Here is a 23,740-nt window from a genome sequence, read left to right on the forward strand (position 1 = left end):
CGAATTCGGATCGTCACGACGCTACTCATTCTGAGTCGTGCATTGCTTGCAACACCTCATGGGTTGAGCTGGAGCACTCGGCAACCAACCTTGTGCCGGATGAAGTGCCCAGCTTCGCGTGTCGGCTGTGGCCGAACGGAGCTTCAGCTTATGAACGTGCGATGAGTTGACGCGTGCAAATGTGAGGTGCACGACACTCGCGCCGAACGGTTCGTTCTAGTTTTGGTCATTCGCAATCAGCAGCGCGGGAGGAAGCTATGAACTACGCGTCCGTAGCAGAGCGCGCAATTGAGGCCGTGAACGACGCTGTGAATCGCCTGCTCATTCTCGCGATGACATCCGCCTGGACGACGACGTTGGACCATCAGCACGCGTTGCCGACGTCTGAGGAGGATTGTGACGTTGACGAATGCTCGGATCAGGAGAGTTCCCTTGGGGCAGATTTGACCAAGAGGCAGCACTGAGAGCCGGCTCGCGTGCGGAAGTTTCCGCGCAACACGCGAAGTCGTCGAGCACTGAAGTTAGGCCCGGTGCCATCCAGCTTGCAGCTTGCAGCCGTCAGCGGTCTCCGATCCGAGCGCGCCAACGGGCGTCGAACGTATCGAGCTGCTTAGCGGCCGAGGCTTGTGCGTCCAATCGATTAGTCGACCTTGGCGCCACGGCGCTTGTAATGTCCGCGGCGGCATTTGCTTGCTTGGACTCGCCTTTCGGCCACTCGAGCAACGATTTGTCGAGCATGGGCTTGCCCTCGTACCAGCATTTCCGCCCATCAATAATGCGATAGGACCACCAGTGCCCCCGTGTAGCCGATGGGGCCGCGCTGCTGCATTGTTGCTTTGCCACGGCGTCGGATATCTCGATCGGCAACAGCGCACCGGCGCACGCCGCGAGGGCGATCGATCGAAGCCGGTTCTTCATTGGTCTGCACGAGAATTGCTTCGCTGCAATCGATTTACAGCGACGACCAGGTCAGGACGTTCGAGAATTTCGATCAGCTTGTCGAGAGTACGTTCGATACTCTGAGGTCGAGGTTGAAAGTAATCCTCGAGAATCGATTGCGCCTCGCTAATCGCATTGAGTGCCAATTGTTGATCGGTCATATGTTCTTACCCATCCACAAATTACGCCCAGCTGGGATGGCAGAAAGAAATCAAGACGCTTTTGGGGAATATTCACGCTATTCTTTGATCTTCGATCAAATTTTGTTTCAATATGGAACCACGGGGGAGATCTGCCACCCGGAAATCGCGCATGAACGTGGGGATCTGTTTCTTCACCCCATCAAATCGTGATGGGAGGCGCGAGCGATTGCGTCATGAATCAGAGCCGCAGCCGAAGTGTCAGCGGCCTCCTGGCCCGGACCATGATCCGCTGCAGCGCCTGCAGCCTGATCGATCGATGAATGGAGAGGGAGCAACTCCGCGGTGTCGATGGCGTCCGAGCCTCTGGAATTGGGAATCTCGTGCCTGAAGTGGAAAGCGTCTTCAGGGCCCGGCACTGCGGGCAGAGGCGAGGTCAGGAGCAAGTGTGCGGGATCGGATAATTCGGGATGGTCCGCGCCGGCGGCCTGAAGAGACGCAATGGTGCGCTCGAGTGCACCGGAGAGCGAGGCGACCGCGGAGGAAAAAACAAAACAGTCGCCGCCGTTGTTCGTCCAGTGTCCATCGCCGCGCGCATCGCTTGCATTGAACCCATTGATCGTTTCGGGTCCGGACTTTTCCTGGACGATGTCATCGCCGCTCTTATCGGCCGTCACCACGTTGCCGGTATTCGCGCCGGTCACGTCGGCATTCGTTGGGACAGGACTGACTGCCGCTTGAGGTGTCGGGTTGCCGTCGCCTCCACTCGTTGCGGTATCATGTTGCGACGCTCCGTCGATTGGTGGCGAAGCCGCTTGCGTTGCGGCGGTCGGGCTGTCGAAGCCCTGAAAGCCTGCGCCGTGGATGGTAATCGTCACAGCCTGCGTGGTGCCGTCGATGGTGGTCACCCTGAAGGTGTCTGTCAGCGTGTCGCAGGCCTTGAGTGCCTGCACCGCGCAGTTGTCTTCGTCGAGCGTGTAGGTCCACACGCCCGACGCCGTCATCGTGAAGGTGCCGTAGCCGTGCGTGCTCCATTTTGGCTCGCAAACCACCGTGAACGTGTTGGCTGGATTGTCGACGTCAGTGTCGGTGAGTGTACCGGTCGCAATCGGCGCTCCCTGTGTCTTGCAGTCGGGCTCGGTGACCGAGCCGGTCGTGGTGCCGGAGACGATTGCTGGGTCGTTGGCGCCGTGGATTGTGATCGTCACGACCTGTGGGGTGCCGTCAATGGTGGTCACCGTAAAGGTATCGGTGAGCTTGTCGCAGACATTGAGCGCCTGCACCGCACTGTTGCTGTTGTCGAGCGTGTAGGTCCACACACCCGCAGCCGTCATCGTGAAAGTGCCGTAGCCGCCCGTGCTGGCCTCGGGCGAGCATACCGCCGTGAACGTGTTGGGCGGATTGTCGACGTCGGTGTCGGTGAGTGTGCCGGTCGCAGTCGGTGTTCCCGGCTTGCAGCCGGCCGCCTCGGTGACCGCGCTGGTCGTCGTGCCGGAGATGATGGCGGGGTCGTTGGCGCCATGGATGGTGATCGTCACCACCTGTGCTGTGCCATCGATGGTGGCTACGGTGAACGTGTCGGTCAGGGTGTCGCCGACGTTGAGCGCTTGCACTGCGCAATTCTTGTTGTCGAGCGTGTAGGTCCAGACGCCCGTCGCCGTGATCGAGAAGGTACCGTAGCCGTGCTCGCTGCACTTTGGCACGCCAATCGCCGTGAACGTGTTGGCTGGATTGTCGACGTCGGTGTCGGTGAGCGTGCCGGTCACAATCGATGTTTCCGGTTTGCAGCCGGCGGCTTCGGTCACTGATCCGGTCGTGTCACCCGAGACGATGGCGGCATCGTTGGTGCCATGAATGGTGATCGTCACCACCTGCGGCGTACCGTCGACGGTGGTTACGGTGAAGGTGTCGGTGAGGGTATCCCCGACGTTCAGTGCTTGTACCTTGCTGTTGGTGTTGTCGAGTGTGTAAGTCCAGACGCCGGCCGCCGTCATGGTGAAGGTACCATAGCCGCCTGTGCTCGCTTTTGGCGAACTGATCGCCGTGAAGGTATTGGCGGTATTGTCGACGTCGGTGTCGGTGAGTGTGCCGGTTGCGCTCGGTATGCCGGGTGTCGCATTGGCAACGCCGCTGGCTTCGATCGACGAGCCGGTCGCGGGGCCGGAGATGATGGCGGCGTCGTTGACGCCATCGATGGTGATCGTGAAAGTCTGACTAACGGAGAGGTTGCCGTCCGACACCGTGATATCGAAGGCATCGGTCGTGGGCGCCGTCAACGCGTTGATCGCGTCACTATTCGGCACGAAAGTGTAGGCGCCGCTCGCACTGTTGACATAGAGCGTTCCATAAGGACTGTCCTTGGACACATCGTATGTCACTCCAGCCACCACAGTATTGCCGGCGGTCCCGCCGCTGATGCCGAAGGTCAGTGGCGTGCCGTCAATACTGCTGGCACTGAACGTTCCGCTGGTCGCGGTGAAAGTGTCAAACACCACCGTGTCGTGTTCGGTCGGTCCCGCCTGCAAATTGAGCGTCGGCGGATGAATGATCGGATTATCGGGAATCGGGACGGTGCTCGGCAGCACGATTGGAAGCGCATGTTGCTGTGCGGGACCGTCGGGCTCTGTGAAATTGATCGGTTCCGGCGACAACGACTCGACGGGCGGAGGCGTGCTGGAGCCCTTTGGGGCCACCTCTTTCGAGAGGTTGGCCCATACCTCATGTTGGGCCTCCCGCAGTTCCTCCATGCGAGCCGCGGTATTGACGACCTGGCTGACGCTGATCGCGGACCCGGCTTTGTTGAGCACAACCGTTTCGCCGGGATCCTCGATGACGATATGTCGCGGAACTGCCTCCTTGGTCACGAGTTCGAAGATGCCGTGCTCGAGGTCCTTGTATGTGATCCTGTCATTATCCAGGAGCGTGATGTTCGGGTCCGCGGCCTCGGCATCCTTCAACATCGAGAAGGTCAGTGCTGCGAGCGTGAGCATTCCGAAGCCGCCCGTATGAATCCGACCTTGAATGCCACCAAAGGGCGTGTCGATCCGCAGGGCGCCACTTCGTGCCCACCTGCCGGCAACAAACGCAAAGATCCCTCTGGATATGGTGAGCAGGGCTGAACAGGACCTGTCGTCGAGACCACAGACGAATTCGCTCAGCTCGATACGAGTGTCGCCGGAGAGGTTGAAGACAGTATCGTCGATGAAGCGAAGACCAATCCGGCCGTCGGCGTCAGTCTCGATCACGTCGCCTTGGCAGATGGGATCGCCCACCATGATTTGAGTGGCGAGACCGCTTCCACGGCGGATCGTCGCACAACCGAGCGCGCTGTGAACGGTGCCGACAATTTGGAGAGGAGGGACAACACAGGCCTCGTCTCCGGCCTCGGTGCCGAACGCAATTGACATAGGCTTCGACCTCGCCTGCTACGAAAACTCAGGCCGGCGCGGTGCCGCAGTGTTTGCTCTGGTCTGACCTCGCTACGAGATCAAAATGCTCTCGCGCCGGCAGCCCTAGGGTTTGCCCGCTGCAATCTGCTGATCGAAATTACCAGTCACTTCAAGATTACCAGTCACTTCAAGAGAGGGAGTAGCTCGCGAGCGCTGACATGAACCCCCGCCGCGAGACATCTCCATCCAGCGCTTCAAATTCCTAATCAGACGAATTTGATTAATGGCATTCACGCGATATCGGCGATAACCTAGAACCTTAAGCTAAATTGAACAACACATTTGTATGTATTGCTGCCGCGCTTCGTGGTCCAAAAAAGGACAGCGATAGCGACACGATCTTCTCAGAAGGGGGGATCATGTGCACACATATGACACCTGGATTGGTGGCCGCCCTCGTCTTGGCGCTGGCCAGTCTTTTGCCGGGTACGGCGCGCGCGCAAACCGATTCCGCCAAGCCCGCTGTAGCGGACTCGTCGACCAAACCCATTGGGAAGGTTGTGGCGGTCACCGGTTCAGTCATGATCGAACATGTGGGCGCCGTGGTCGTTCAGGCCAATACCTCAGATGAGCGCAGTCGAACCAAGATCGGTGATCTCGTATATCAGGGGGACGTGGTGCGGACCGGGCCGGATGGTCGGGTCGGCATCAACTTCACCGATGGCGCCTCGTTCAATCTATCGAGCAACGCGCGCATGGTTCTGGACGAGTATGTGTACGACCCAAATGGGAAGTCCAACTCGACGCTTTTTAGCCTCGCCAAGGGAACGTTCACCTTCGTTGCCGGGAACGTTGCCAAGACGGGCGACATGAAGATCGACACGCCCGTCGCAACAATGGGCATCCGGGGGACCACGCCCCATGTGGAGATCTCCGACAATGGGACGGTAAATTTCTCGACACTCATTGAAGAAGGCAAGAGCAAGACTGGCAAGAAGCCCGCCACGGCAGTCCCATCCGGACAGAAAGCCGAACGCAAACTCAACTTGAACATCTGCCGACGGTGCTAGGAAGATTCATCAGCAACGAAGTCCCCAAGTTTCGCGATCGGGACCCTGATATGAAGCGTGCGAGAGGAAGAACCACCGGCTGTGGGGCGTTGTGTCTCATCCTGCTGTTGCTCGGGCTGCCGGCGGGGGCGCAGACTCCGAAGGAGGATGGGAGCTATCTCAAGACGGTCGAGCTCTGCAACAGCGCGGAGCACGCGCCGCTCGAAACGCGAATTGGTGGTTGCACGGCATTCATCAACGCACATCAAGGCGCGACGAAGGCGTTGGCCATAGCTTATAACAATCGTGGCAATGCTTATGCCGAAACGGGAGACTATGACCGCGCCATCCGCGATTTCGATCAATCGATCGAGCTCAATCCAGCCTATAGCAAGCCTTTCAACAATCGCGGCGTGGCCTATTTGAGGAAGGGCGAATACGACCTTGCGATCAAGGCGCTCGATGAGGCCATCAAGCTCGACCCCAACTATGTCGACGCATATTTCAACCGCGCCGCGGCCCATCTGAAGAAGAACGAGTACGATCACGCCACACGAGACTATGATGAGGTCATCCGGCTCCAGCCGAATTTGGATGCTGTGTGGAACGCCCGCTGCTGGGCCCGTGCCATGACCGGTGTGCTGCAGGCGGCGCTGGAGGATTGCAACAAGGCCATTCAGCTGGCAGCGAACAACGCCGCGGCTCATGACTCGCGCGGGCTGATTCATCTCAAGATGGGTCAATGGAGTGCGGCTATCGATGACTATAGTTCTGCGCTGCGCCTTGCCCCGAATATGGCAAGTGCGCTCTACGGACGCGGACTTGCCCGGCTCAGGCAGGGCGACAAGGCGGGAGGCGATACGGATCTTTCGGCGGCCGAAAGGATTCAGGACGGGATCGGCGAGGACTTCGGGCGTTATGGTGTGCGATAGATGCACAAGCTCTGACTCCCAATCGTCCGCGTGCCGCGGCAAGCGGGCAGCGTCAGACGCCGGGGATGCCTGCCAATGACCCGTTTCGGAAGTCGGCACCGGTCGAGCAGCAGCTCGATATGCTTCGATGTGAGGGACTGAGACTAAGGCGGATGGGTGGCCTGATGTACGTGTTCATTCGAAAGTACACCAAGGTCCGTTCGGTTGCGGATGCTGCTCGCCGCGCAAAGAGCGGCGTTGGTCGGATCCTGAGGGAATCGCGCGGATTCAAATCATATTATATGCTGGATGGGGGCGAAGGCGTTGGTGTCGCGGTGATGATTTTCGAGGACCGCGAAAGCGCCAATGCGGCGAACAGCAGAGTGCTGGACTTTGTTCAAGCAAGCCTGCATGACCTTGATCTGGGGAGCCCCGAGATCATCGCCGGCGAAGTTTTGGTGAACATAGAAGCTGATGCGTAGTTGTCCTTGAAGGCCACTCACTCCGCTACATGCGCGAGCACGCCGGGGGCACGCGCCAACGCCAGCCCCCTCACGGACTGCTCGATTGCCGGCGGATGTCTTCAAGCAGGCTGCGCATCGCCTCGATCTCCTTGCCGAAGCCTGCCCAATCACCGGACTTCAACCGCTCCATGGCCTGACCGTAGTGAGCGAGTGCCTCTTGTGCGCGTGCTGCCGCGGCCCCATCGCCAGGCGTTTCCGCGGTCCCACCCGGCGCTGCCGTTGAGGGCCCGCTGTTCGCGAAGAGCGCCGACAAGGCTTGCTCGAGCGTTTCCTTCATGACGACGTGCTCGCCATAGGCGGCAATCACTCGTTTCAGCTCCGGCAAGTGTCCTTGCTCGGCCCGCAGATATAGTGGCGACACGTAGAGGATGGAGTTCTCGATCGGGATCACGAGCAGGTTTCCTCTGATCACCCGCGATCCCATCTGGTTCCATAGCGAGATCTGCTGGGATATCTCCGTGTTCTGATGAATGCGCGCCTCGATCTGAAACGGTCCGTAGACCAGCTTCTCCTTGGGAAATTCGTACACGATCAGCTTGCCATAGCCGGGCTCATCGCAGCGCGCGGCGAGCCATGCGATCATGTTGTCGCGGCGGCTCGGTACCATCGGGATCATCAGAAAGAACTCGGCTTGCGCTTCGCCAGGCAGTCGCATGATGATGTAGTAGGGCGCCATCGCGGTCGTGCCGTCCATTGAAGAGACGCCATCGCCGGCCGGCTGGCGCGGGAATTGCCAGAGGTCCTCGCGGTTGTAGAAAACATCGGCAGATTCCATGTGATAGGTTTGGAAAAGCCGAGCCTGGATGAGGAAGAGGTCCTCGGGATAGCGAATGTGCCTTTGCAGATCGGGAGGCATTGCGGTGAACGGCTTGAAGAGAGCCGGGAAAATTCGACGATAGGTCGCGGCGATCGCGTCCGCCTGGTCCATCAGATAGAAGTCGACCGTGCCGTTATAGGCATCGATGATCACCTTTACCGAATTTCTGATGTAGTTGAGATTGTGGCCGGACGCACGCTGCGCATAGGGAAAATATTCGCTGGTCGTGTAGGCGTCCTGAATCCAGAACATCCGGCCCTCGCTGACGACAAGGTAGGGATCGCGATCCAGAATCAGGAACGGGGCAATCGTGCCGACCCGCTCCTGGATGTTGCGCCGGATCATGATCCGGCTGCCGTAGCCGATGTAGTCTGAAAGAAACAGGTTCACGTCGTTGAAGTAGTGGGCGAAGATCAGTCGCCGAAACAAGCTCGACAGCGGGACGCCGCCGGCGCCGTCATATGACGCGTAGACGTTGTCCTTTCCCTTGGGATAATCGAACTCCGGCACGGTTGCCTTGACGATGACGTAGTCGTCGGTCTGCTGCCCGTAGTAGATGCGCGGCTCGCGAATGTCGGGACCTCCCTGTGCAACCGGAGGAACATCGTGCAGGTAGAGGAGCGGAAGCCCTTCGCTGCTCTTCTGGGTGACGGGACTCAGCACCGCACCATTGCCGTGGGTGAACAGGATGTGACGGTTGACCCAGGTCTGCGCGTTAGGCGGCAGAAGCTCGGAATTCAACTCGCGCGCCGAGAGGATCACGCTCTGGTAGGTGCCGCCGAGCCAGTAGCGGTCGACATCGAGGTTACGCAGCTTGTAGTAGGTACGGATCTCCTGCAATTGCGCGTAGGTGTCGGCCAGTGGTTGCCAATCCCACAGCCTTATGTTCTCGATCGTGGCCTTGTTGGCCTCGAGCGCGCTGAAGGTCAGCGTCTGGTCCGCAGGGAACGGCTTCGGTGAGATCCGATTGAGATTATAGGCCTCCCGGGTCAGCGCGATGTTGCGCTCGATATAGGGACGCTCCCAGTCCAGCTCGTTCGGCTTGACGTAGAAGCGCTGAAAAACTGCGGGGATGATGCCCGATAGCAGGAAAGCAGCGCCGAACAGCAGTGCGATCGCGGCGGTGGGGAGGCTGTAGGTGCGGACCGACAGGTTCGCCCATGCGGCCAAGGCGGCGACGATCGAGAGCGCGATGAGGATCCAAAGGACCGGCAATTCGACATTGACGTCAGTATAGCCTGCGCCGACCACTACGCCGTTGTCGCCGAACAGCAGGTGGTAGCGGTCGAGGCCGTAGGACCACGCTTTCACGCCGAAGAACAGGCCGAGCAGCGCCGAACCGTGGGAGATCGCGGCCGGCGACATTCGGTGGGCCCGGTCCTCGATGTCGCCATGCACCCAATAGACAAATCCGGCGAGCAGTGCGCTCATGACGAGCGTCAGCATTGCCCAGTTCTTGAAGGCGACAAACGCGGGCAGGGAGAAGAGGTAGAAACCGATATCCTTGCCGTATAGGGGATCATTGCTCCCGTAGGGCACCTGATAGATGAACCGGAGGAGCGTGCTCCAGTTGCCGACCTCGCCCCAGGCGACAAGCAAGGCGAACAGGCTGCTGCTGGCGGCGATCACTTTACGCCACGGCAGTCGCTCGCGCAGGAATTCAAGCGGATCAGGCTGAGCCACAGCCGCGGCAAGTGTTGGGACAAAGGCCGCAGGCAACCGGCTTCGCCGCCCGGCAAGACCAAGCGCAATCCGGGCGTTCACCCACAAGGCGGTCGCAGTCGCTGCGAAAACGGCGAGGAAGCCAGCGGTTTTGGCGCCGATCGTGATCCAGAAGACCTGCTTGTAGCCGACCGAGGCGAACCACATCCAGTCGACCAGGACGTCGCTCAGGAGAGCGAGCAGGATCAGGCCAATGACGACGGCGATGGCCGCGATAATGAACCCTGCCGCAACACTGCGCCGCGGCGCCTTCTGGCCGGGTCCGGCGATCCCCATCGTCATGTCCGCACTATAGCAGAACGGCGGCCGCGGCGGCGCTCCGTGCACGTGCGGCCGATAGAGCGAACTGCCGACAGGCCGGAGGGGAACTGGCCGTTCGGGAACGGTGGTGCGGCGCAGCGAGCGCAGGTCAAATCAATCCGACAGCATTAACAAGTCCTTAATTGGCGAAACCTTAAAGTCGAGCACGGCCGGCCCCCATTGCCGGCATGAATCGTCGGACCGGATGAAATGCCGCCAATGGCGCGACAGGCTGCCGCTGGATTTTGGTCGCGAGCCCGCGCCTTGGTGTTGACCTCGGTGCCGGGCTCGCGCCGTCATGTCCACGCGCTGTCCGCACTGGCCGCCTGCCTGTTGGTGGGCCTGGCTTCGCCCGCGCGTGCCGATCCGGTACGGGGTGAGGCGACATTCTCGGCCGGCGGCGGCTTTGCGCGCCTCGTCATCAAGCTCGGCGAAGACGTTCCCTCCGAGGTGACGACCGCCGGCTCGATCCTGATCATCCGCTTCGAGCGACCGGTCGATGTACCGGTCGACCGCATCCCGGAAGGTGCACCCGACTACGTCAACTCCGCGCGGCGTGATCCCGACGGCGGGGCGATCCGCCTGTCGCTGGCGCGCCGCGTTACCGTCAACACCATGAATGCCGGCGAGCGGACGTTCGTCGACCTTCTGCCCGAGGGCTGGAAGGGCGCGCCGCCGAGCCTGCCGATGGACGTGGTGAAGGAACTCGCCGATCGCGCGCGCGCCGCCGAGCGCGCGCTGCGCGTCCAGCGCGTGGCCGCCGAGACCAAGAAGCGCCCGCCGATCCGCGTCCGCGCCTCGGTGCAGCCGACCTTCGTGCGCTTCGTCTTCGAGATGCCCGACGGCGTCGGCGTCTCCTCGGTGCTCAACGAGCAGAAGCTGACGCTCGCCTTCAACGCCAATCTCAACTTCGATCTCGCCGACGCGGTCGTTGCGGCCCCGCCGAACGTGGCCTCGATCAAGCAGAAGGCCGACATCGACCAGACCAATGTCGAGATCGCGCTGATCGGTGAGGCCGATGTGCACTCCTTCCGCGACGACAAGAACTATGTCGTCGACGTCGCCTTCCAGCCGGACAAGTACAAGGCCGCAGCAACGGCCGAGCAGGTCCTGGCGCCGGCAAAGCCGGCCGCAGAGCACGGACCGCGCGCGGCCGCCGAGCAGAGGGAGAAGCCGCGCGAGATCTCGCCGCCGACCTCCGAGACCATCGCGCGCGAGGCGAAGATCGAGGTGAAGCCTGAGGCCGCGGCCGCGCCGCCGGCTGCCGAGGTGCCGAAACCCGCGCCGGTGCAGGCCGCGCAAGAGCCTGTCGCTGCTGTAGCCGCGCGTCCGGTCGAGGGGCCAAAAACGGCACCACCGGCCGCAGAGGCGCCGGCTACCGCGCCAAAGCCGGTAGCACCGATGGTCGCCGAGGCGCCGAAGGAGACGGTGAAGGAGGCCGCGAAGGAGCCGGTCAAGGACGCGAAGGACACTGCGAAAGCCGCACCGGTCGAGGCGCCGGCCCCGGTCGTTTCGCAGGACGCCACGCCGAGCGTCGATGTCCGCCGCGACAGCGACGGCCTGCGCGTGACGTTCCCGCTCTCGGTCGCAACACCCGCCGCCGCGTTTCGCCGCGGCGACACCGTCTGGCTGGTATTCGATACGCCGAAGCCGGTCGACGTTGAGCCGATCCGTGCCAAGGGCGGCGCGATGATCGGCGAGGTCAGCCGCAAGCCGCTCGACAAGGGCCAGGCCATCCGCATCCGCCTCAACCGGCCGCTGGTCTATTCGCTGTCGAGCGAGGAGAGCGGCAAGGAGACCAACTGGCTCCTGACGCTTGCCGACAAGATCCAGGCGACGCCGCTACCGTTGATGATGATGCGCAACATCACCGATCCGGCGCTCGCCAATATCGCGATCCCGTTCGCCAATCCGGGGATGCTGCACAAGCTGACCGATCCCGACGCCGGCGACACGCTCTACGTCGTCACTGCGCCGCGGCCGGTCCGCGGCTTCATCAAGCGGCAGGACCTGGTCGATCTCTCGCTGCTCGAATCCGCGCACGGCATCGCCATTCGTCCGAACTCCGACGAGGTTGGCGTCGAGGTGGGCCAGGACAAGGTCATCCTCGGCAAGAAGGGTGGGTTGACGCTGTCGCCGGTCGACGTCTCCGCCGAACGCGCGCCGACCGCGGTGCGGCCGATATTCAACATCGAGGAATGGCGCAAGGGCCAGTCCGAACTGTTCATGAACCGGCAGAGCGCGCTGGTGGCCGCGATCGCGGCGGTCGAGCCGGCGCAGCGCTCGATTCCGCGGCTTGACCTCGCGCATTTCTACATGTCGCGCGCCATGTATCACGAGGCCAAGGCGATCACCGACGTCATGCTGACCGATCCCCTCAACAAGGAGGAATCGTCGGCGCTGATCTTGCACGCGATCTCGAGCATCCTGATCGGCCGGCCGGGGCAGGGGCTGAAGGATCTCGCCAACCCCGTGATCGGCAACAGCCATGACTCGCAGCTCTGGAAGGCGCTCGCCTATGCGCGACAGGGCAAATGGGCCGATGCGCGCGAAAAATTCAAGAACGTCGAGTTCGCCATCGCCTCGCTGCCGCTCGACATCCAGCGCATCGTGACGATGGATGCGATGCGGGCCTCGCTCGAGGTGAAGGACTATGCCGGCGCCTCCAAGCGGCGCAGCGAGCTCGAAGTCGTCGGCGTCCCGCCGGACATGGCACCGTCTTTCGCGGTGCTGCGCGGCCGGCTCGCCGAAGCGCTCGGCCACGACAAGGACGCGCTCGACGACTACACATTCGCGGTCGCTTCGGACGACCGGCCGGCGGCGGCCGAAGCCAAGCAACTGGAGGTCGCGCTTCGTCAGAAACGCGACGAGATCACCAAGGACGACGCGCTGCGCGAGCTGGAGACGCTGGCGATGACCTGGCGCGGCGATGCCATCGAGGTGAAGACGCTCCAGATGCTGGCGCGGATGCACGCCGACATGGGGCGCTACCGGGATGCGCTCGCGGCGGCGCGCACCGCGACCAAGCTCCAGCCGAATGCGGACGCCTCGCGCCAGGCGCAGGACCTCGCGCAGGAGCTGTTCGCGCAGATATTCTTGAGCTCCAAGGGCGACGATCTTCCGCCGATCGAGGCGCTCGGGATGTTCTACGAGTTCCGCGAGCTGACGCCGATCGGCCGGCGCGGCGACGAGCTGATCCGCAAGCTTGCCGATCGCCTGGCGTCCATAGACCTGCTCGACCAGGCCGCCGAGCTCCTGCAATACCAGGTCGACCACCGCCTCGAAGGCGCCGCGCGCGCGCAGGTCGCCGCCCGCCTTGCGATGGTCTATCTCGCCAACCGCAAGCCCGACATGGCGATCTCGGCGCTGCGCGCGAGCCGCATCAGCGACCTCTCCGGCGAATTGCGCCAGCAGCGTCTACTGCTCGAGGCGCGCGCGCAGAGCGACGTCGGCCGCCACGACCTCGCGCTCGACATCGTCTCCAACGTCGCCGGCCGCGAGGCCATCCGCCTGCGCTCCGACATCTTCTGGGCGGCGCGGCGCTGGCGCGAATCCGCCGAGCAGATCGAGCTCTATTACGGTGAGCGTTTTCGCGACTTCAAGCCGCTCAACGCGGTCGAGAAGAGCGACGTGATCCGCGCCGCCGTCGGCTACGCGCTCGCCGACGATGCGATCGGGCTGTCGCGCTTCCGCGAGAAATACGCGCCCTTGATGAGCGAGAGCTCCGACCGGCTCGCCTTCGACATTGCGAGCAAGCCGGCAGCCGCCTCCAGCGCCGAATTCGCCGAGATCGCAAAACTCGCTGCCAGCGTCGACACGCTCGAGGGCTTCCTGCGCGAGATGAAGCAGCGCTTCCCGGACGCCACCGCCCGCGCGCCCATGCTGCCGCAGGCCAAGGACGACACCGAGCACACCGGCTCGCTGCCTGCGATCCCGCCCGTGAGGCAGATCAAGATGACCCGCTAGGCTCTCTGCTACCTTCGGCCTCTCGACAGTTGCTCCATGAGGCGGCAACTTGCCAATCAAGGCGCAGCGTATCCGGATCGAGCGCCGGTGCCCGGAGAGCGATGAGATGAGCAAGCCCGTCAAGTCCGAAGCCGAACTGATTGCCATGGCGAAAGCCGAATTGAAGGTCCATGCCGATTGTTCGGACGGTATGAAGATCATCATTCTCCGCGATGGCGAAAGCTGGGAATTCCGCGACGAATCTGACCAAGCCACCATCAATAAGCCCGGCTACCCCGAATGCGTCGCCATGCTCGTGCAGATCGGCGATCACCTCAGCAAGCAGTATGACGTGAACGGCTAAAGCATGATCCGGAAAAGTGCGAAGCGGTTTTCCGAAAAGATCATGCGCAAACAACAACCTAAAGCGCGATGACGATTCATCTCATCGCGCTTTAGGCGGCCGCACACCGGCGCGTCACCCCCCATAGCTCTGCACCAGGCTTCCCGCCACCAGCGACCAGCCGTCCACCAGCACGAAGAAGATCAGCTTGAACGGCAGCGACACCACCGCCGGCGGCAGCATCATCATGCCCATCGACATCAGGACGGAGGCGACGACGAGGTCGATGATCAGAAAGGGCAGGAACAGGAGGAAGCCGATCTCGAAGGCACGCTTCAGCTCCGAGATCATGAACGAGGGGATGAGGATGCGGAGTGCGAGCTCGTCGGGGGTTGCCGGCGGCGGCTCGCCGGAGAGGTCCATGAAGAGTTTCAGATCCTTCTCGCGCACGTTCTTCTGCATGAAGCCACGCAGAGGGACTGAGGCGCGCTCGAGAGCGTCCTCGACGCTGATCTGATTCGCGATCAGCGGCTTGATGCCGTCGTCATAGGATCTTTGCAGCACCGGTCCCATCACAAAGAAGGTGAGGAACATCGCCAGCGCGATGATCACCGAGTTCGGCGGCGCGGTCGCGGTCCCCATGGCAGTGCGCAGCAGCGACAACACGACCACGATGCGCGTGAACGACGTCATCATGATCAGGATCGACGGCGCGATCGACAACACCGTGAGCAGCGCGATCAGCTGGATGGCGCGCTCGGTGACGCCCCCACCGCCCTGACCGCCGAGATTGATGCTGATGTCCTGCGCATGCGCAGGCGCCGCCAGGAGAGCGGCGCCGATCATGACAGGAAGGAAAAAAACTCTACGCGGGAAGGCCAGGCGTCTCACGAAGGCGGCTTCGGACGGCCGAGCAGGGAGGCCATCTCGTCTTCGAGATTTTCAAAGCTCGTCTTTGCGGGCGCGGCCGGGGGAGGCGGCTCGTTGCGCGACGGGCGCACTGCGGGTGCGGGCGGCTCGGGAGCAACGGGAGGCGCGACCGATTCGCCGGCGGGCCGGCGCAGGGCGGCTTCGAGCCGCTGCGCCATCTCGGCGAGATTCTGTTCGGCGCTCGAGGGTGCGGCCGGCGGCGGAGATGCGGCCGGGGCGGAAGGCGCCGGGGGAGGCGGCGGCGCGGCGGCGCGCTCGGCACGCACCGGCGGGATCTTCGCCGGCTCGCTCTGGCGCGGCGGACGCGGCATCATCGGCTCGCTGCGTGGGATGCGCGGCGGCATCGGCTCGGGCCTCACCTGTGGCTCGCGCTCGGGGCGCGGCGCGATCGGCTCGGCGGTGAAGCCGGCGAGCGGATCGCTGCGGCGCTCGGCCAGCGCAGGCGCGGGCCGGCGCACTTCATCGGCGAAGGAGGGGCGCGCAGGCCGCGGCGGCGGCTCGGTCATTTGCGGCTCGGGCAGGTCGAGCAATTCGGGGCGCGGCGAGGGCTCATCCCAAGCGGCAGGTTCGGGCATTGGGGCGAGGCGCGGCGGCTCGGCATTCCCGGACCGTTGCGGCAACTGATCGCGACTCGGGGCCGCGCGCACGATGTTGGGCTCGACGACGATGTCGGTCGGGCCGCCGATCATGAGGAGATGTTCGACATTGTCGCGCCGGACCAGCACCAGGCGGCGGCGGCCATCCACAGCGGCAGCGTCGATCACGGCAAGCCGTGGCATCCGGCCGCGCTGCGTGTTGGCGCCCAGCCGGTTCGTGGCGAATCGGCGAACCAACCACGCGGCCAAGCCGATCAGCGCCAGAACGACGATGAACGCTAAGATAAAGGTCAAAGGGCCTTGCATGCTTGTCCCCGGCAAATGGCGCTTGTCTCATGCGGCCAATGGTCGAAATCCATCCCGACCACCAGCCCGCGACGCCCCAGAAGTTCGATCCCTTAACACCCAACGGCAAGTTCTGCCGTCCCCGGGTTCTTAATAACCTATGAATCGTCCGATCCAAAATGACTTCTTGGGAATAGTTCCGGAGCCAAGCGATTGGGTTAACGAGTGTTTTGGAGGCGTAGAATCACGGGCGCGAAACCGGCGCGTCTCAAGGAGGGACACCTGCCGCTAGCATCTTAACCAGCCGTTAACCATACAGGCGGCAAATTCTGCCTAGCTCCGGGCCTGATCCGGGGCAAGGAGCCGCAAGCCATGTCCATCAATGACCTCCCGGTGCTCTCGGCGCTTCGCACCAAGATGCAGTGGCACCAGGAACGCCAGCGCGTCCTGTCCGAGAACGTCTCCAATTCCGACACGCCCCACTTCCGGCCGCGCGACCTTGTCGAGCCCAAGTTCGACAAGACCGGCGCGGTCACCGGCTCGATGGGGCCGCTCGCGATGGCCCGCACCAGTTCCGCGCACATGACGCCGTCCGGCGCACCGTCGAGTTTCGACCAGAACAAGAATGCGGGCTTCGAAACCCGCCCTGCGGGCAATGCCGTCAATCTCGAGGAGGAGATGATGAAGTCCGCCTCGAACCAGATGGATTACGCGGCCGCGACCTCGCTCTACTCGAAAAGCCTGCATCTTCTGAAGACTGCGATCGGCAAGGGTTAAAGCTAGCGGAGGCGCATCATGGCCAATGACAGCAGCGACTTTGCCCGCTCGATGGCGATTGCGACCTCCGGCCTGCGTGCGCAGGCCGGGCGCATGCGGGTGATCTCGGAAAACATCGCGAACGCGGACTCGACCGCCCAGAGCGTCGGCGGCGATCCCTACCGCCGCAAGGTACCCACCTTCTCCTCCACGCTCGACCGCACGCTGGACGCGCAGGTCGTCACCCTCGGCAAGATCAAGCCCGATCAGTCCGACTTCCGCGTCAAATACGAGCCGAACAATCCGGCCGCGGATGCGAGCGGCAACGTCAAATATCCGAACGTGAACTCGGTGGTCGAAATGACCGACATGCGCGACGCGCAGCGGTCCTATGAAGCCAATCTCAACATCATCAGTGCAACGCGCCGGATGATCCAGCGCACGCTCGACATCCTCAAGGCCTGAACAGGAGGCTCAAAGCCATGGCTTCACCGACGATTGCTGCCAACGCCTATGCCAGCCTCGCGCGCGTGCTCGAAAACAGCGCCGCCGGCAAGGGGTCGGAAACGAACGGCCCGTCCTTCGCCGCACTGCTCAAGGACTCCATCGGCAGCGTCATGGAATCAGGTCGCAAATCCGATGCGCAGACCGTGGCCATGGCGAGCGGCAAGGCCAACGTGATGGACGTGGTGACGGCGGTGGCCGAAACCGACGTCGCCGTCTCGACGCTGGTGTCGGTGCGCGACCGGGTGATCCAGTCCTACGAAGACATCATGAAGATGGCGATTTGATTCCTTGCACTTGTCATTGCGAGCGCAGCGAAGCAATCCAGAATCTTTCCGCGGATGCCTCTCTGGATTGCTTCGCTGCGCTCGCAATGACGGGGAGAGGGCGTCGCCCCACTCGCCGCCGCGTCGGCGGGGATGCGAGTTTCGTATAGAGGAATCGTGCAATGACCGGACCTGAAACGCTTGACGTGGCGCGAGATGCGATCTGGACGATCGTGATCGTGTCGTCGCCGCTGATGGTGGTGGGGCTCGTGGTTGGTGTCGTGGTGTCGCTGTTCCAGGCGCTGACGCAGATCCAGGAGCAGACCCTGATCTACGTGCCGAAAATCCTCGCGATCTTCGCGACCATGCTGCTGGCGCTGCCATTCATGGCCGACGCGCTCCATTCCCACATGCTGCGGATCTCGTCGCGAATCATCGGCGGCTGAGGCACAGTGCGTAAGCCATGCGCATCGACATCTCGCTGCTGCCGGCGCTCGCCGCCGCCTTCATGCTCGCCTTCGCCCGGGTCGGCGCGATGGTGATGCTGCTGCCGGGGCTCGGCGAGACCAACATTCCGACGCGCATCAAACTGTCGATCGCGCTGCTGCTCACGCTGATCATTCTGCCGCTGCATCGGAGCGCCTACCACGTCGACATGGGCTCGATCGCCTCGCTCCTGGTTTTGATGCTGCATGAGATCGCGATCGGCATCGTGCTGGGGGCGACCGCACGCGTGACGCTCGCCGCCCTCCAGGTCGCCGGTGCGGTGATCGCGCAGCAGATGGGGCTCGGCTTCGTCACCTCGGTCGATCCGACGCAGGGCCAGCAGGGCGTGCTGGTCGGCAATTTCCTGACCATGCTGGGCGTGACGCTGCTGTTCGCGACCGACAGCCATCACCTCGTGATATCAGCGCTCAACGACAGCTATGCGATCTTCGCGCCGGGGGAGACGATGGCAAGCGGCGATGTCGCTTCGCTTGCGACGCGCGCCTTCGCGGCCGCGTTTCGGCTGGGCTTGCAGCTTTCCGGGCCGTTCCTGGTGTTCGGCCTCGTCTTCAATATCGGGCTCGGCGTGCTGGCACGGCTGATGCCGCAGATGCAGGTCTATTTCGTCGGCGTGCCGCTCTCGATCTTCGCCGGCTTCCTCGTGCTCGCCGTAGTGCTCGCGGCGATGATGGGCACCTTCCTCGACTATTTCATCGGTGTGATGCACCAGATGATGCCGCTCAGGTGATCCATGGCGGAAGACAACGATCCCGAGAGCCAAACAGAAGACCCGACGCAAAAACGTCTCGAGGAGGCGCTCGAACGTGGCGACGTCGCCAAGAGTCAGGAGATCAACACCTGGTTCGTGATCGCGGGCGGCACGCTCGTGATCTCGACCTTCTCGGGCTCGATCGGCGGCGGCCTGTTGATACCGATGCGCAATTTGCTCGCCAATTCCTGGATGATCAGGACTGACGGCAAGAGCCTGATTGCGCTGGCGCAGCAGCTCGAATTTGCCATTATCGCCGCGATCGGCGTGCCGCTGTTGATGTTGGCGCTCGCCGCGATCGCCGGCAACATGCTCCAGCACCGGCTGGTGTGGTCGGGCGAGTCGCTCAAGCCGAAGCTGAGCAAGATCTCGCCCGGCGCCGGCTTCAAGCGCATCTTCGGCAAGCAGGCGGCGGCGAACTTCCTCAAGGGCGTCGGCAAGCTGGTGGCGCTCGGCGCGGTCATGACCATGATCCTGTGGCCGGAGGGGCATCGCGTGGAATCGATGGTCAAGCTCGATCCGTCCGCCATGCTCGGCGTCACCACCAGCATGACCGTGCACCTGCTCGGCGCTGTGGTGGCCGCGCTCGCGGTCGTGGCGATCGCCGACTACCTGTTCCAGTACCGGTCCTGGTTCCAGCGCCAGAAGATGTCGCTGCAGGAGATCAAGGAGGAGTTCAAGCAGTCTGAAGGCGACCCGCACGTCAAGGGCAAGATCAGGCAGCTCAGGCAGCAGCGCGCCAAGAAGCGTATGATGGCGGCAGTTCCAAAGGCCTCCGTGATCATCACCAATCCGACCCACTATTCTGTGGCTTTGTCCTACGAGCGTGGCATGCAGGCGCCGATCTGCGTCGCCAAGGGCGTCGACAATCTCGCCTTCAAGATCAGGGAGGTCGCCCGCAAGCACGACATTCCGATCGTCGAGAACGTGCCGCTGGCGCGCGCGCTCTATGCCACCGTGGAGATCGACCAGGAAATCCCGGTCGAGCACTACCATGCTGTTGCCGAGGTCATCGGGTACGTCATGCGGCTGAAGCGCGGATTCGGCGCCGGACGGCAATAAAGCACCCGAAAAGTACCGGAAATGGCCGTAAACTGGGAATCAGCGTACGTTTCGCCCCTACCGCCCTTGCGCCTGCGGGTCCGATTCAGGCAGGGAGGGCCCGTTGCGCGCGGTTCGCGCGTTCTTTTCCTGCCGACAGGCTGCGCTGACCTGGGATGACCGCCGAGACCGACCACGACCTGTCACACGAGCCTGTTGCGGTGCATGAGCCGCCGCAGCGCTCGGGCAGCATTGCGCTGGTGTTCCTGGTGGCGGCGACGCTCGTGGCGGTCGCCGTCGGGCTGATGACGCTCGGCCGGACCCAGGCGCAGCCCTATATCCTCGGCATCCTCGCCGTGCTGGCGATGGTTGGCCTGTTCAACCTGTTCGCCTTTGCCGCTGGCATCGTTCGCTTCGCCGACCGCAATCTCGACGATCCCATCATTGCTCGCATCTCCGATCATGCCTTTGACGGGCTCGCCGTGACCGATCCGCGCGGCCATGTCGTCTATTCCAACGCGGCTTACCTGACCATGACAGGCGCCTCCGGGCCGCAGGACGTGCGGCCCGTCGAGCGCGTCTTCATCGGCAACCCTGATGTGTCGGAGGCCGTGTTCCGCCTGCTGAAAGCCGCCCGCGAAGGCAAGCGGCAGCAGGAGGAGGTGCGCACCTCCGGCCATGATGGCAGCCAAGGGCGCTGGCTGCGCATGCGGGTGCGCCCGCTCGGCGCGGGCAAGCGCGAAGCCAGATATGCGGTGTGGTCGATTGCCGACATTACCCGCGATCGCGAGCGCCAGGAGGATGTGTTCCAGGAGCTCCAGCACGCGATCGAATATCTCGATCACGCGCCGTGCGGCTTCTTCTCGGTCGATCCGGCCGGCGAGCTCGCCTACGTCAACGCGACGCTCGCCAACTGGCTCGACTATGATCTCGCCGAGATCGGCTCGGGCGGCCTCAAGCTCACCGACATCGTCTCCGGCGATGGCGCCTCGCTGCTGACCTCGATCGTAGCGGTGCCGGGCGAGGTGAAGACGGAAGTCTTCGACATCGACCTGCGCATGCGCACCGGCAAGACCATGCCAGTGCGGCTCTATCACAAGCTGGCCTTCGGAGCCGACGGTACGCCGGGCCCGTCGCGCACCCTCGTGATCAGCCGGGCCCGCGACGAGCGCAGCGATCCCGACCGCGCCGCCGAAGTGCGGTTCATGCGCTTCTTCGACCACACGCCGATGGCGATCGCTACCGTGGATCGCGGCGGCAATGTGGTGCGGGCGAATGCGCGTTACGCCAAGCTGGCGCAGGGCCTTGGCCTCGACAGCGCCAGCAAGTCGATTTTCCGCGCGATCAATTCGCGCGACCGGAATCTGCTGATCGCGGCGATCAACCGGGCCGCAGCAGGCCAGGCTGACGTCTCGCCGGTCGAGGTGGCGCTGGAAGGAGCCAGGGAGCGCTGGGGCCAGTTCTTCGTCACGCCGGTCGAGGAGGATGAGCGCGATACGGAAGCTGCGATCGTCTACATGCTCGAGACAACAGAGCGGCGCGCGCTGGAGAACCAGATCAACCAGTCGCAGAAGATGGAGACGGTCGGCCAGCTCGCCGGCGGCATCGCCCACGACTTCAACAACGTGCTGTCCGCCATCATGATGGCGAACGACTTCCTGCTGAATGCGCACAAGCCGACCGATCCGTCGTTCCAGGACATCATGCAGATCAAGCAGAACGCGACGCGGGCTGCGACTCTGGTGCGCCAGCTCCTCGCATTCTCGCGCCGTCAGACGCTGCGGCCGCAGGTGCTCGATCTCGGCGATGCGCTCTCAGATCTCACCATGCTGCTCCGCCGACTGATCGGCGAGAAGGTGAAGCTCGATCTCGTCCACGGCCGCGACCTCTGGCCGGTCAAGGTCGACGTCTCCCAGTTCGAGCAGGTCATCGTGAACCTTGCGGTGAATGCACGCGATGCGATGCCCGACGGCGGCAAGCTGATCATCCGCACCGCCAACGTCGCCGCGGAGGAAGCGGGCAAGCTCGCCTATAAGGGTATGCCGGCTGCCGATTATGTGCGGATCGAGGTCGCCGACACCGGCACCGGCATCCCGGCCGATATCCGCGACAAGATCTTTGAGCCGTTCTTCTCGACCAAGGAGGTCGGCAAGGGCACGGGGCTCGGGCTGTCCACCGTCTACGGCATCGTCAAGCAGACGGGCGGCTTCATCTACGTCGATTCCGAGCCGGGCAAGGGCACCTCGTTCCACATCTTTCTGCCGCGGCACCATGCCGAACCCGAAGCGCAGGTCGAAACGCCGGCGACCGGCACCGCTGCCGTCGCGCCGACGAACGGCGCGGCCAGGGAGGCACCCGCGGCCGAAGCAAAGCCGCGCACCGATCTCACGGGGCAGGGCACCATCCTGCTCGTCGAGGACGAGGAGGGCCTGCGCGCACTCAACGCGCGCGGCCTGCGCTCGCGCGGCTACACCGTGGTCGAGGCCGAGAATGGCGTTGAGGCGATGGAGGTGCTGGACGAGCAGAGTGGCGCCATCGATCTCGTCGTCTCCGACGTCGTGATGCCGGAGATGGACGGCCCGACGCTTCTGAAGGCGATGCGGGAGAAGAATCCCGACATCAAATTCATCTTCGTATCCGGCTATGCCGAGGACGCCTTCGAGAAGAGCCTGCCCGAAGGCCAGCAGTTCGACTTCCTGCCAAAACCGTTCACGCTGAGCCAGCTCGTCGCCGCCGTGAAGGAGACGATGAAGGCGGGGTGAGGCGGGATAGGGCGGAAGAGCGCGCGGGTAAACTCCGGAGTCGCGTGACTCTCCGCCGGGACGGCCGCTTGGAGCCATGGCGGCAACGATTCGATAGACAAGTGGTAATAGAGCACCGCTCCGCGACCGAGGGCCGCAGCCGCAGGTTCCGAAACCGGCTTCACTTTTGCGTTCCACTGCCCATCTTAATCGCACCTCCCCATGCCGGGGATTTGGGAAACGCACATGAATTTCTCGTTACGTAGCCGCAGTCTCGTGAAGGCGATTGCCGTCGTGCTTGCGCTCGCGCTGCCGACCGCGCTCGCGATCACCTCCGCCGACGCCCGCGTCGGTGGCGGTTTCTCGTCGGGCTCGCGCGGTTCGCGGACCTTCTCCGCGCCGCCGTCAACCTCGACCGCACCGGGCACGGCCACACCCTTTAACCGCACCTATAGCCAGCCAGGCGCGAACTCGACCGCGCCGATAGGCGGCGGCATGTTCAACCGTCCGGGCGGCAGCATGCTGCGCGGGCTCGCCGCGGGCTTCATCGGCGCCGGCCTGTTCGGGTTGTTGTTCGGCGGCGGCCTGTTCGGTGGGTTGGGCGGCCTGTCATCGATCCTCGGCCTGATCCTCCAGATCGTGCTGGTGGTGTTCCTGGTGCGGATGGCGATGTCATGGTGGCAGCGCCGTCACATGTCGCAGGCGGCCTATGCCGGCGCTGGTGCAGGCAGCGGACCGCAGCCGAGCTATCGTAGCGGACTTGGTTTCGGGCTCGGCGCCAACAACGCTCCGCTGGAGATCCAGCCAGCCGACTACGAAAGCTTCGAGCGCCTGCTCGGCGACATCCAGACCGCCTGGTCGAACGAGGACGTTGCAAAACTGCACACGCTGGCGACGCCGGAGATGGTCGCCTATTTCGAGAAGGATCTGGCAGAGAACCGCGCCCGCAACGTCGTCAACAAGGTTTCCAACGTGAAACTGTTGCAGGGCGACCTGGCCGAAGCCTGGCGCGAGGACGTGACCGATTATGCGACCGTCGCGATGCGCTTTGCGCTGACCGACAAGACGGTCGATCGCAACACCGGCGCGATCGTCGCCGGCAGCGAGCAGCCGAGCGAGGTCACGGAGGTCTGGACCTTCGCGCGCCGGCCCGGCAGCAACTGGGAACTGTCGGCGATCCAGCAGGCCAATTGATCGCCAGCAAATGAGGGAACAAGGGCGTCGTGCTCCGGCACGGCGCCTTTTTTGTTCGGGCAACTTCACGCCACGCCGACGGAATAATGCGGC

General features: G+C 63.3%; 18 protein-coding genes. 13 read left to right on the plus strand and 5 right to left on the minus strand.

Going from position 1 to position 23,740, the window contains the following annotated elements:
* Positions 1-914: 914 nt before the first annotated feature.
* Positions 915-1,100, minus strand: a complete 186-nt coding sequence (locus QA640_RS16115) for a hypothetical protein (protein ID WP_283041585.1) — start codon at positions 1,098-1,100, stop codon at positions 915-917.
* Positions 1,101-1,273: 173 nt separating this feature from the next.
* Positions 1,274-4,486 carry a VCBS domain-containing protein gene (locus QA640_RS16120; protein ID WP_283041586.1) on the minus strand — a complete coding sequence of 1,071 codons (3,213 nt, stop codon included), beginning with the start codon at positions 4,484-4,486 and terminating at the stop codon, positions 1,274-1,276.
* Between the two features lie 311 nt (positions 4,487-4,797).
* Between QA640_RS16120 and QA640_RS16125 the strand changes: the two genes are divergently transcribed.
* The 3 genes from QA640_RS16125 (at position 4,798) to QA640_RS16135 (ending at position 6,910) form a co-directional block, all read left to right on the plus strand.
* A complete protein-coding gene (locus tag QA640_RS16125; RefSeq protein ID WP_283041587.1) occupies positions 4,798-5,538 on the plus strand; it encodes a FecR family protein in 741 nt (246 codons plus the stop codon).
* A gap of 50 nt (positions 5,539-5,588) precedes the next feature.
* Positions 5,589-6,449 carry a tetratricopeptide repeat protein gene (locus QA640_RS16130; protein WP_283041588.1) on the plus strand — a complete coding sequence of 287 codons (861 nt, stop codon included), beginning with the start codon at positions 5,589-5,591 and terminating at the stop codon, positions 6,447-6,449.
* 164 nt (positions 6,450-6,613) lie between these two features.
* Complete coding sequence (locus QA640_RS16135) at positions 6,614-6,910, plus strand: hypothetical protein (protein ID WP_283041589.1); 297 nt, start codon at positions 6,614-6,616, stop codon at positions 6,908-6,910.
* A 70-nt stretch (positions 6,911-6,980) separates the two neighbouring features.
* On the opposite strand, the gene QA640_RS16140 is transcribed toward QA640_RS16135, so the two are convergent.
* Positions 6,981-9,773 (minus strand): UPF0182 family protein, encoded by a 2,793-nt coding sequence (locus QA640_RS16140; RefSeq protein WP_283041590.1) that lies wholly within the window; start codon positions 9,771-9,773, stop codon positions 6,981-6,983.
* Between the two features lie 237 nt (positions 9,774-10,010).
* Between QA640_RS16140 and QA640_RS16145 the strand changes: the two genes are divergently transcribed.
* Both QA640_RS16145 and QA640_RS16150 read left to right on the plus strand, forming a co-directional pair.
* Positions 10,011-13,757, plus strand: a complete 3,747-nt coding sequence (locus QA640_RS16145) for a tetratricopeptide repeat protein (RefSeq protein WP_283041591.1) — start codon at positions 10,011-10,013, stop codon at positions 13,755-13,757.
* 106 nt (positions 13,758-13,863) lie between these two features.
* Positions 13,864-14,100 (plus strand): hypothetical protein, encoded by a 237-nt coding sequence (locus QA640_RS16150; protein WP_283041592.1) that lies wholly within the window; start codon positions 13,864-13,866, stop codon positions 14,098-14,100.
* A gap of 114 nt (positions 14,101-14,214) precedes the next feature.
* On the opposite strand, the gene fliP is transcribed toward QA640_RS16150, so the two are convergent.
* Both fliP and QA640_RS16160 read right to left on the minus strand, forming a co-directional pair.
* Positions 14,215-14,970 carry a flagellar type III secretion system pore protein FliP gene (fliP, locus tag QA640_RS16155; protein ID WP_283041593.1) on the minus strand — a complete coding sequence of 252 codons (756 nt, stop codon included), beginning with the start codon at positions 14,968-14,970 and terminating at the stop codon, positions 14,215-14,217.
* A complete protein-coding gene (locus QA640_RS16160) occupies positions 14,967-15,911 on the minus strand; it encodes a flagellar biosynthetic protein FliO (RefSeq protein WP_283041594.1) in 945 nt (314 codons plus the stop codon). The genes fliP and QA640_RS16160 overlap by 4 nt, the downstream gene beginning before the upstream one ends.
* 351 nt (positions 15,912-16,262) lie before the next feature.
* On the opposite strand from QA640_RS16160, the gene flgB reads away from it, so the two are divergent.
* The 8 genes from flgB (at position 16,263) to QA640_RS16200 (ending at position 23,647) form a co-directional block, all read left to right on the plus strand.
* Positions 16,263-16,667 carry a flagellar basal body rod protein FlgB gene (flgB, locus tag QA640_RS16165; RefSeq protein ID WP_283041595.1) on the plus strand — a complete coding sequence of 135 codons (405 nt, stop codon included), beginning with the start codon at positions 16,263-16,265 and terminating at the stop codon, positions 16,665-16,667.
* Positions 16,668-16,685: 18 nt separating this feature from the next.
* On the plus strand, positions 16,686-17,111 hold the full coding sequence (flgC, locus tag QA640_RS16170) for a flagellar basal body rod protein FlgC (protein ID WP_283041596.1): 426 nt from the start codon (positions 16,686-16,688) through the stop codon (positions 17,109-17,111).
* 17 nt (positions 17,112-17,128) lie between these two features.
* Positions 17,129-17,437 (plus strand): flagellar hook-basal body complex protein FliE, encoded by a 309-nt coding sequence (fliE, locus tag QA640_RS16175; RefSeq protein WP_283041597.1) that lies wholly within the window; start codon positions 17,129-17,131, stop codon positions 17,435-17,437.
* Positions 17,438-17,598: 161 nt separating this feature from the next.
* Positions 17,599-17,862 carry a flagellar biosynthesis protein FliQ gene (gene fliQ / locus QA640_RS16180; protein WP_007612284.1) on the plus strand — a complete coding sequence of 88 codons (264 nt, stop codon included), beginning with the start codon at positions 17,599-17,601 and terminating at the stop codon, positions 17,860-17,862.
* Positions 17,863-17,879: 17 nt separating this feature from the next.
* Positions 17,880-18,650: a flagellar biosynthetic protein FliR gene (fliR, locus tag QA640_RS16185; RefSeq protein ID WP_283041598.1), complete on the plus strand. Its 771-nt coding sequence runs from the start codon at positions 17,880-17,882 to the stop codon at positions 18,648-18,650.
* Between the two features lie 3 nt (positions 18,651-18,653).
* Positions 18,654-19,733, plus strand: coding sequence for a flagellar biosynthesis protein FlhB (gene flhB / locus QA640_RS16190; RefSeq protein ID WP_283041600.1), 1,080 nt, complete (start codon positions 18,654-18,656; stop codon positions 19,731-19,733).
* 155 nt (positions 19,734-19,888) lie between these two features.
* Positions 19,889-22,474 carry a cell cycle histidine kinase CckA gene (locus QA640_RS16195; protein WP_283041601.1) on the plus strand — a complete coding sequence of 862 codons (2,586 nt, stop codon included), beginning with the start codon at positions 19,889-19,891 and terminating at the stop codon, positions 22,472-22,474.
* A gap of 201 nt (positions 22,475-22,675) precedes the next feature.
* Positions 22,676-23,647 carry a TIM44-like domain-containing protein gene (locus QA640_RS16200; RefSeq protein ID WP_283041602.1) on the plus strand — a complete coding sequence of 324 codons (972 nt, stop codon included), beginning with the start codon at positions 22,676-22,678 and terminating at the stop codon, positions 23,645-23,647.
* Positions 23,648-23,740 lie beyond the last annotated feature (93 nt).

Origin of the sequence: Bradyrhizobium sp. CB82 (assembly GCF_029714405.1) — a bacterium.
Classification (GTDB): domain Bacteria; phylum Pseudomonadota; class Alphaproteobacteria; order Rhizobiales; family Xanthobacteraceae; genus Bradyrhizobium.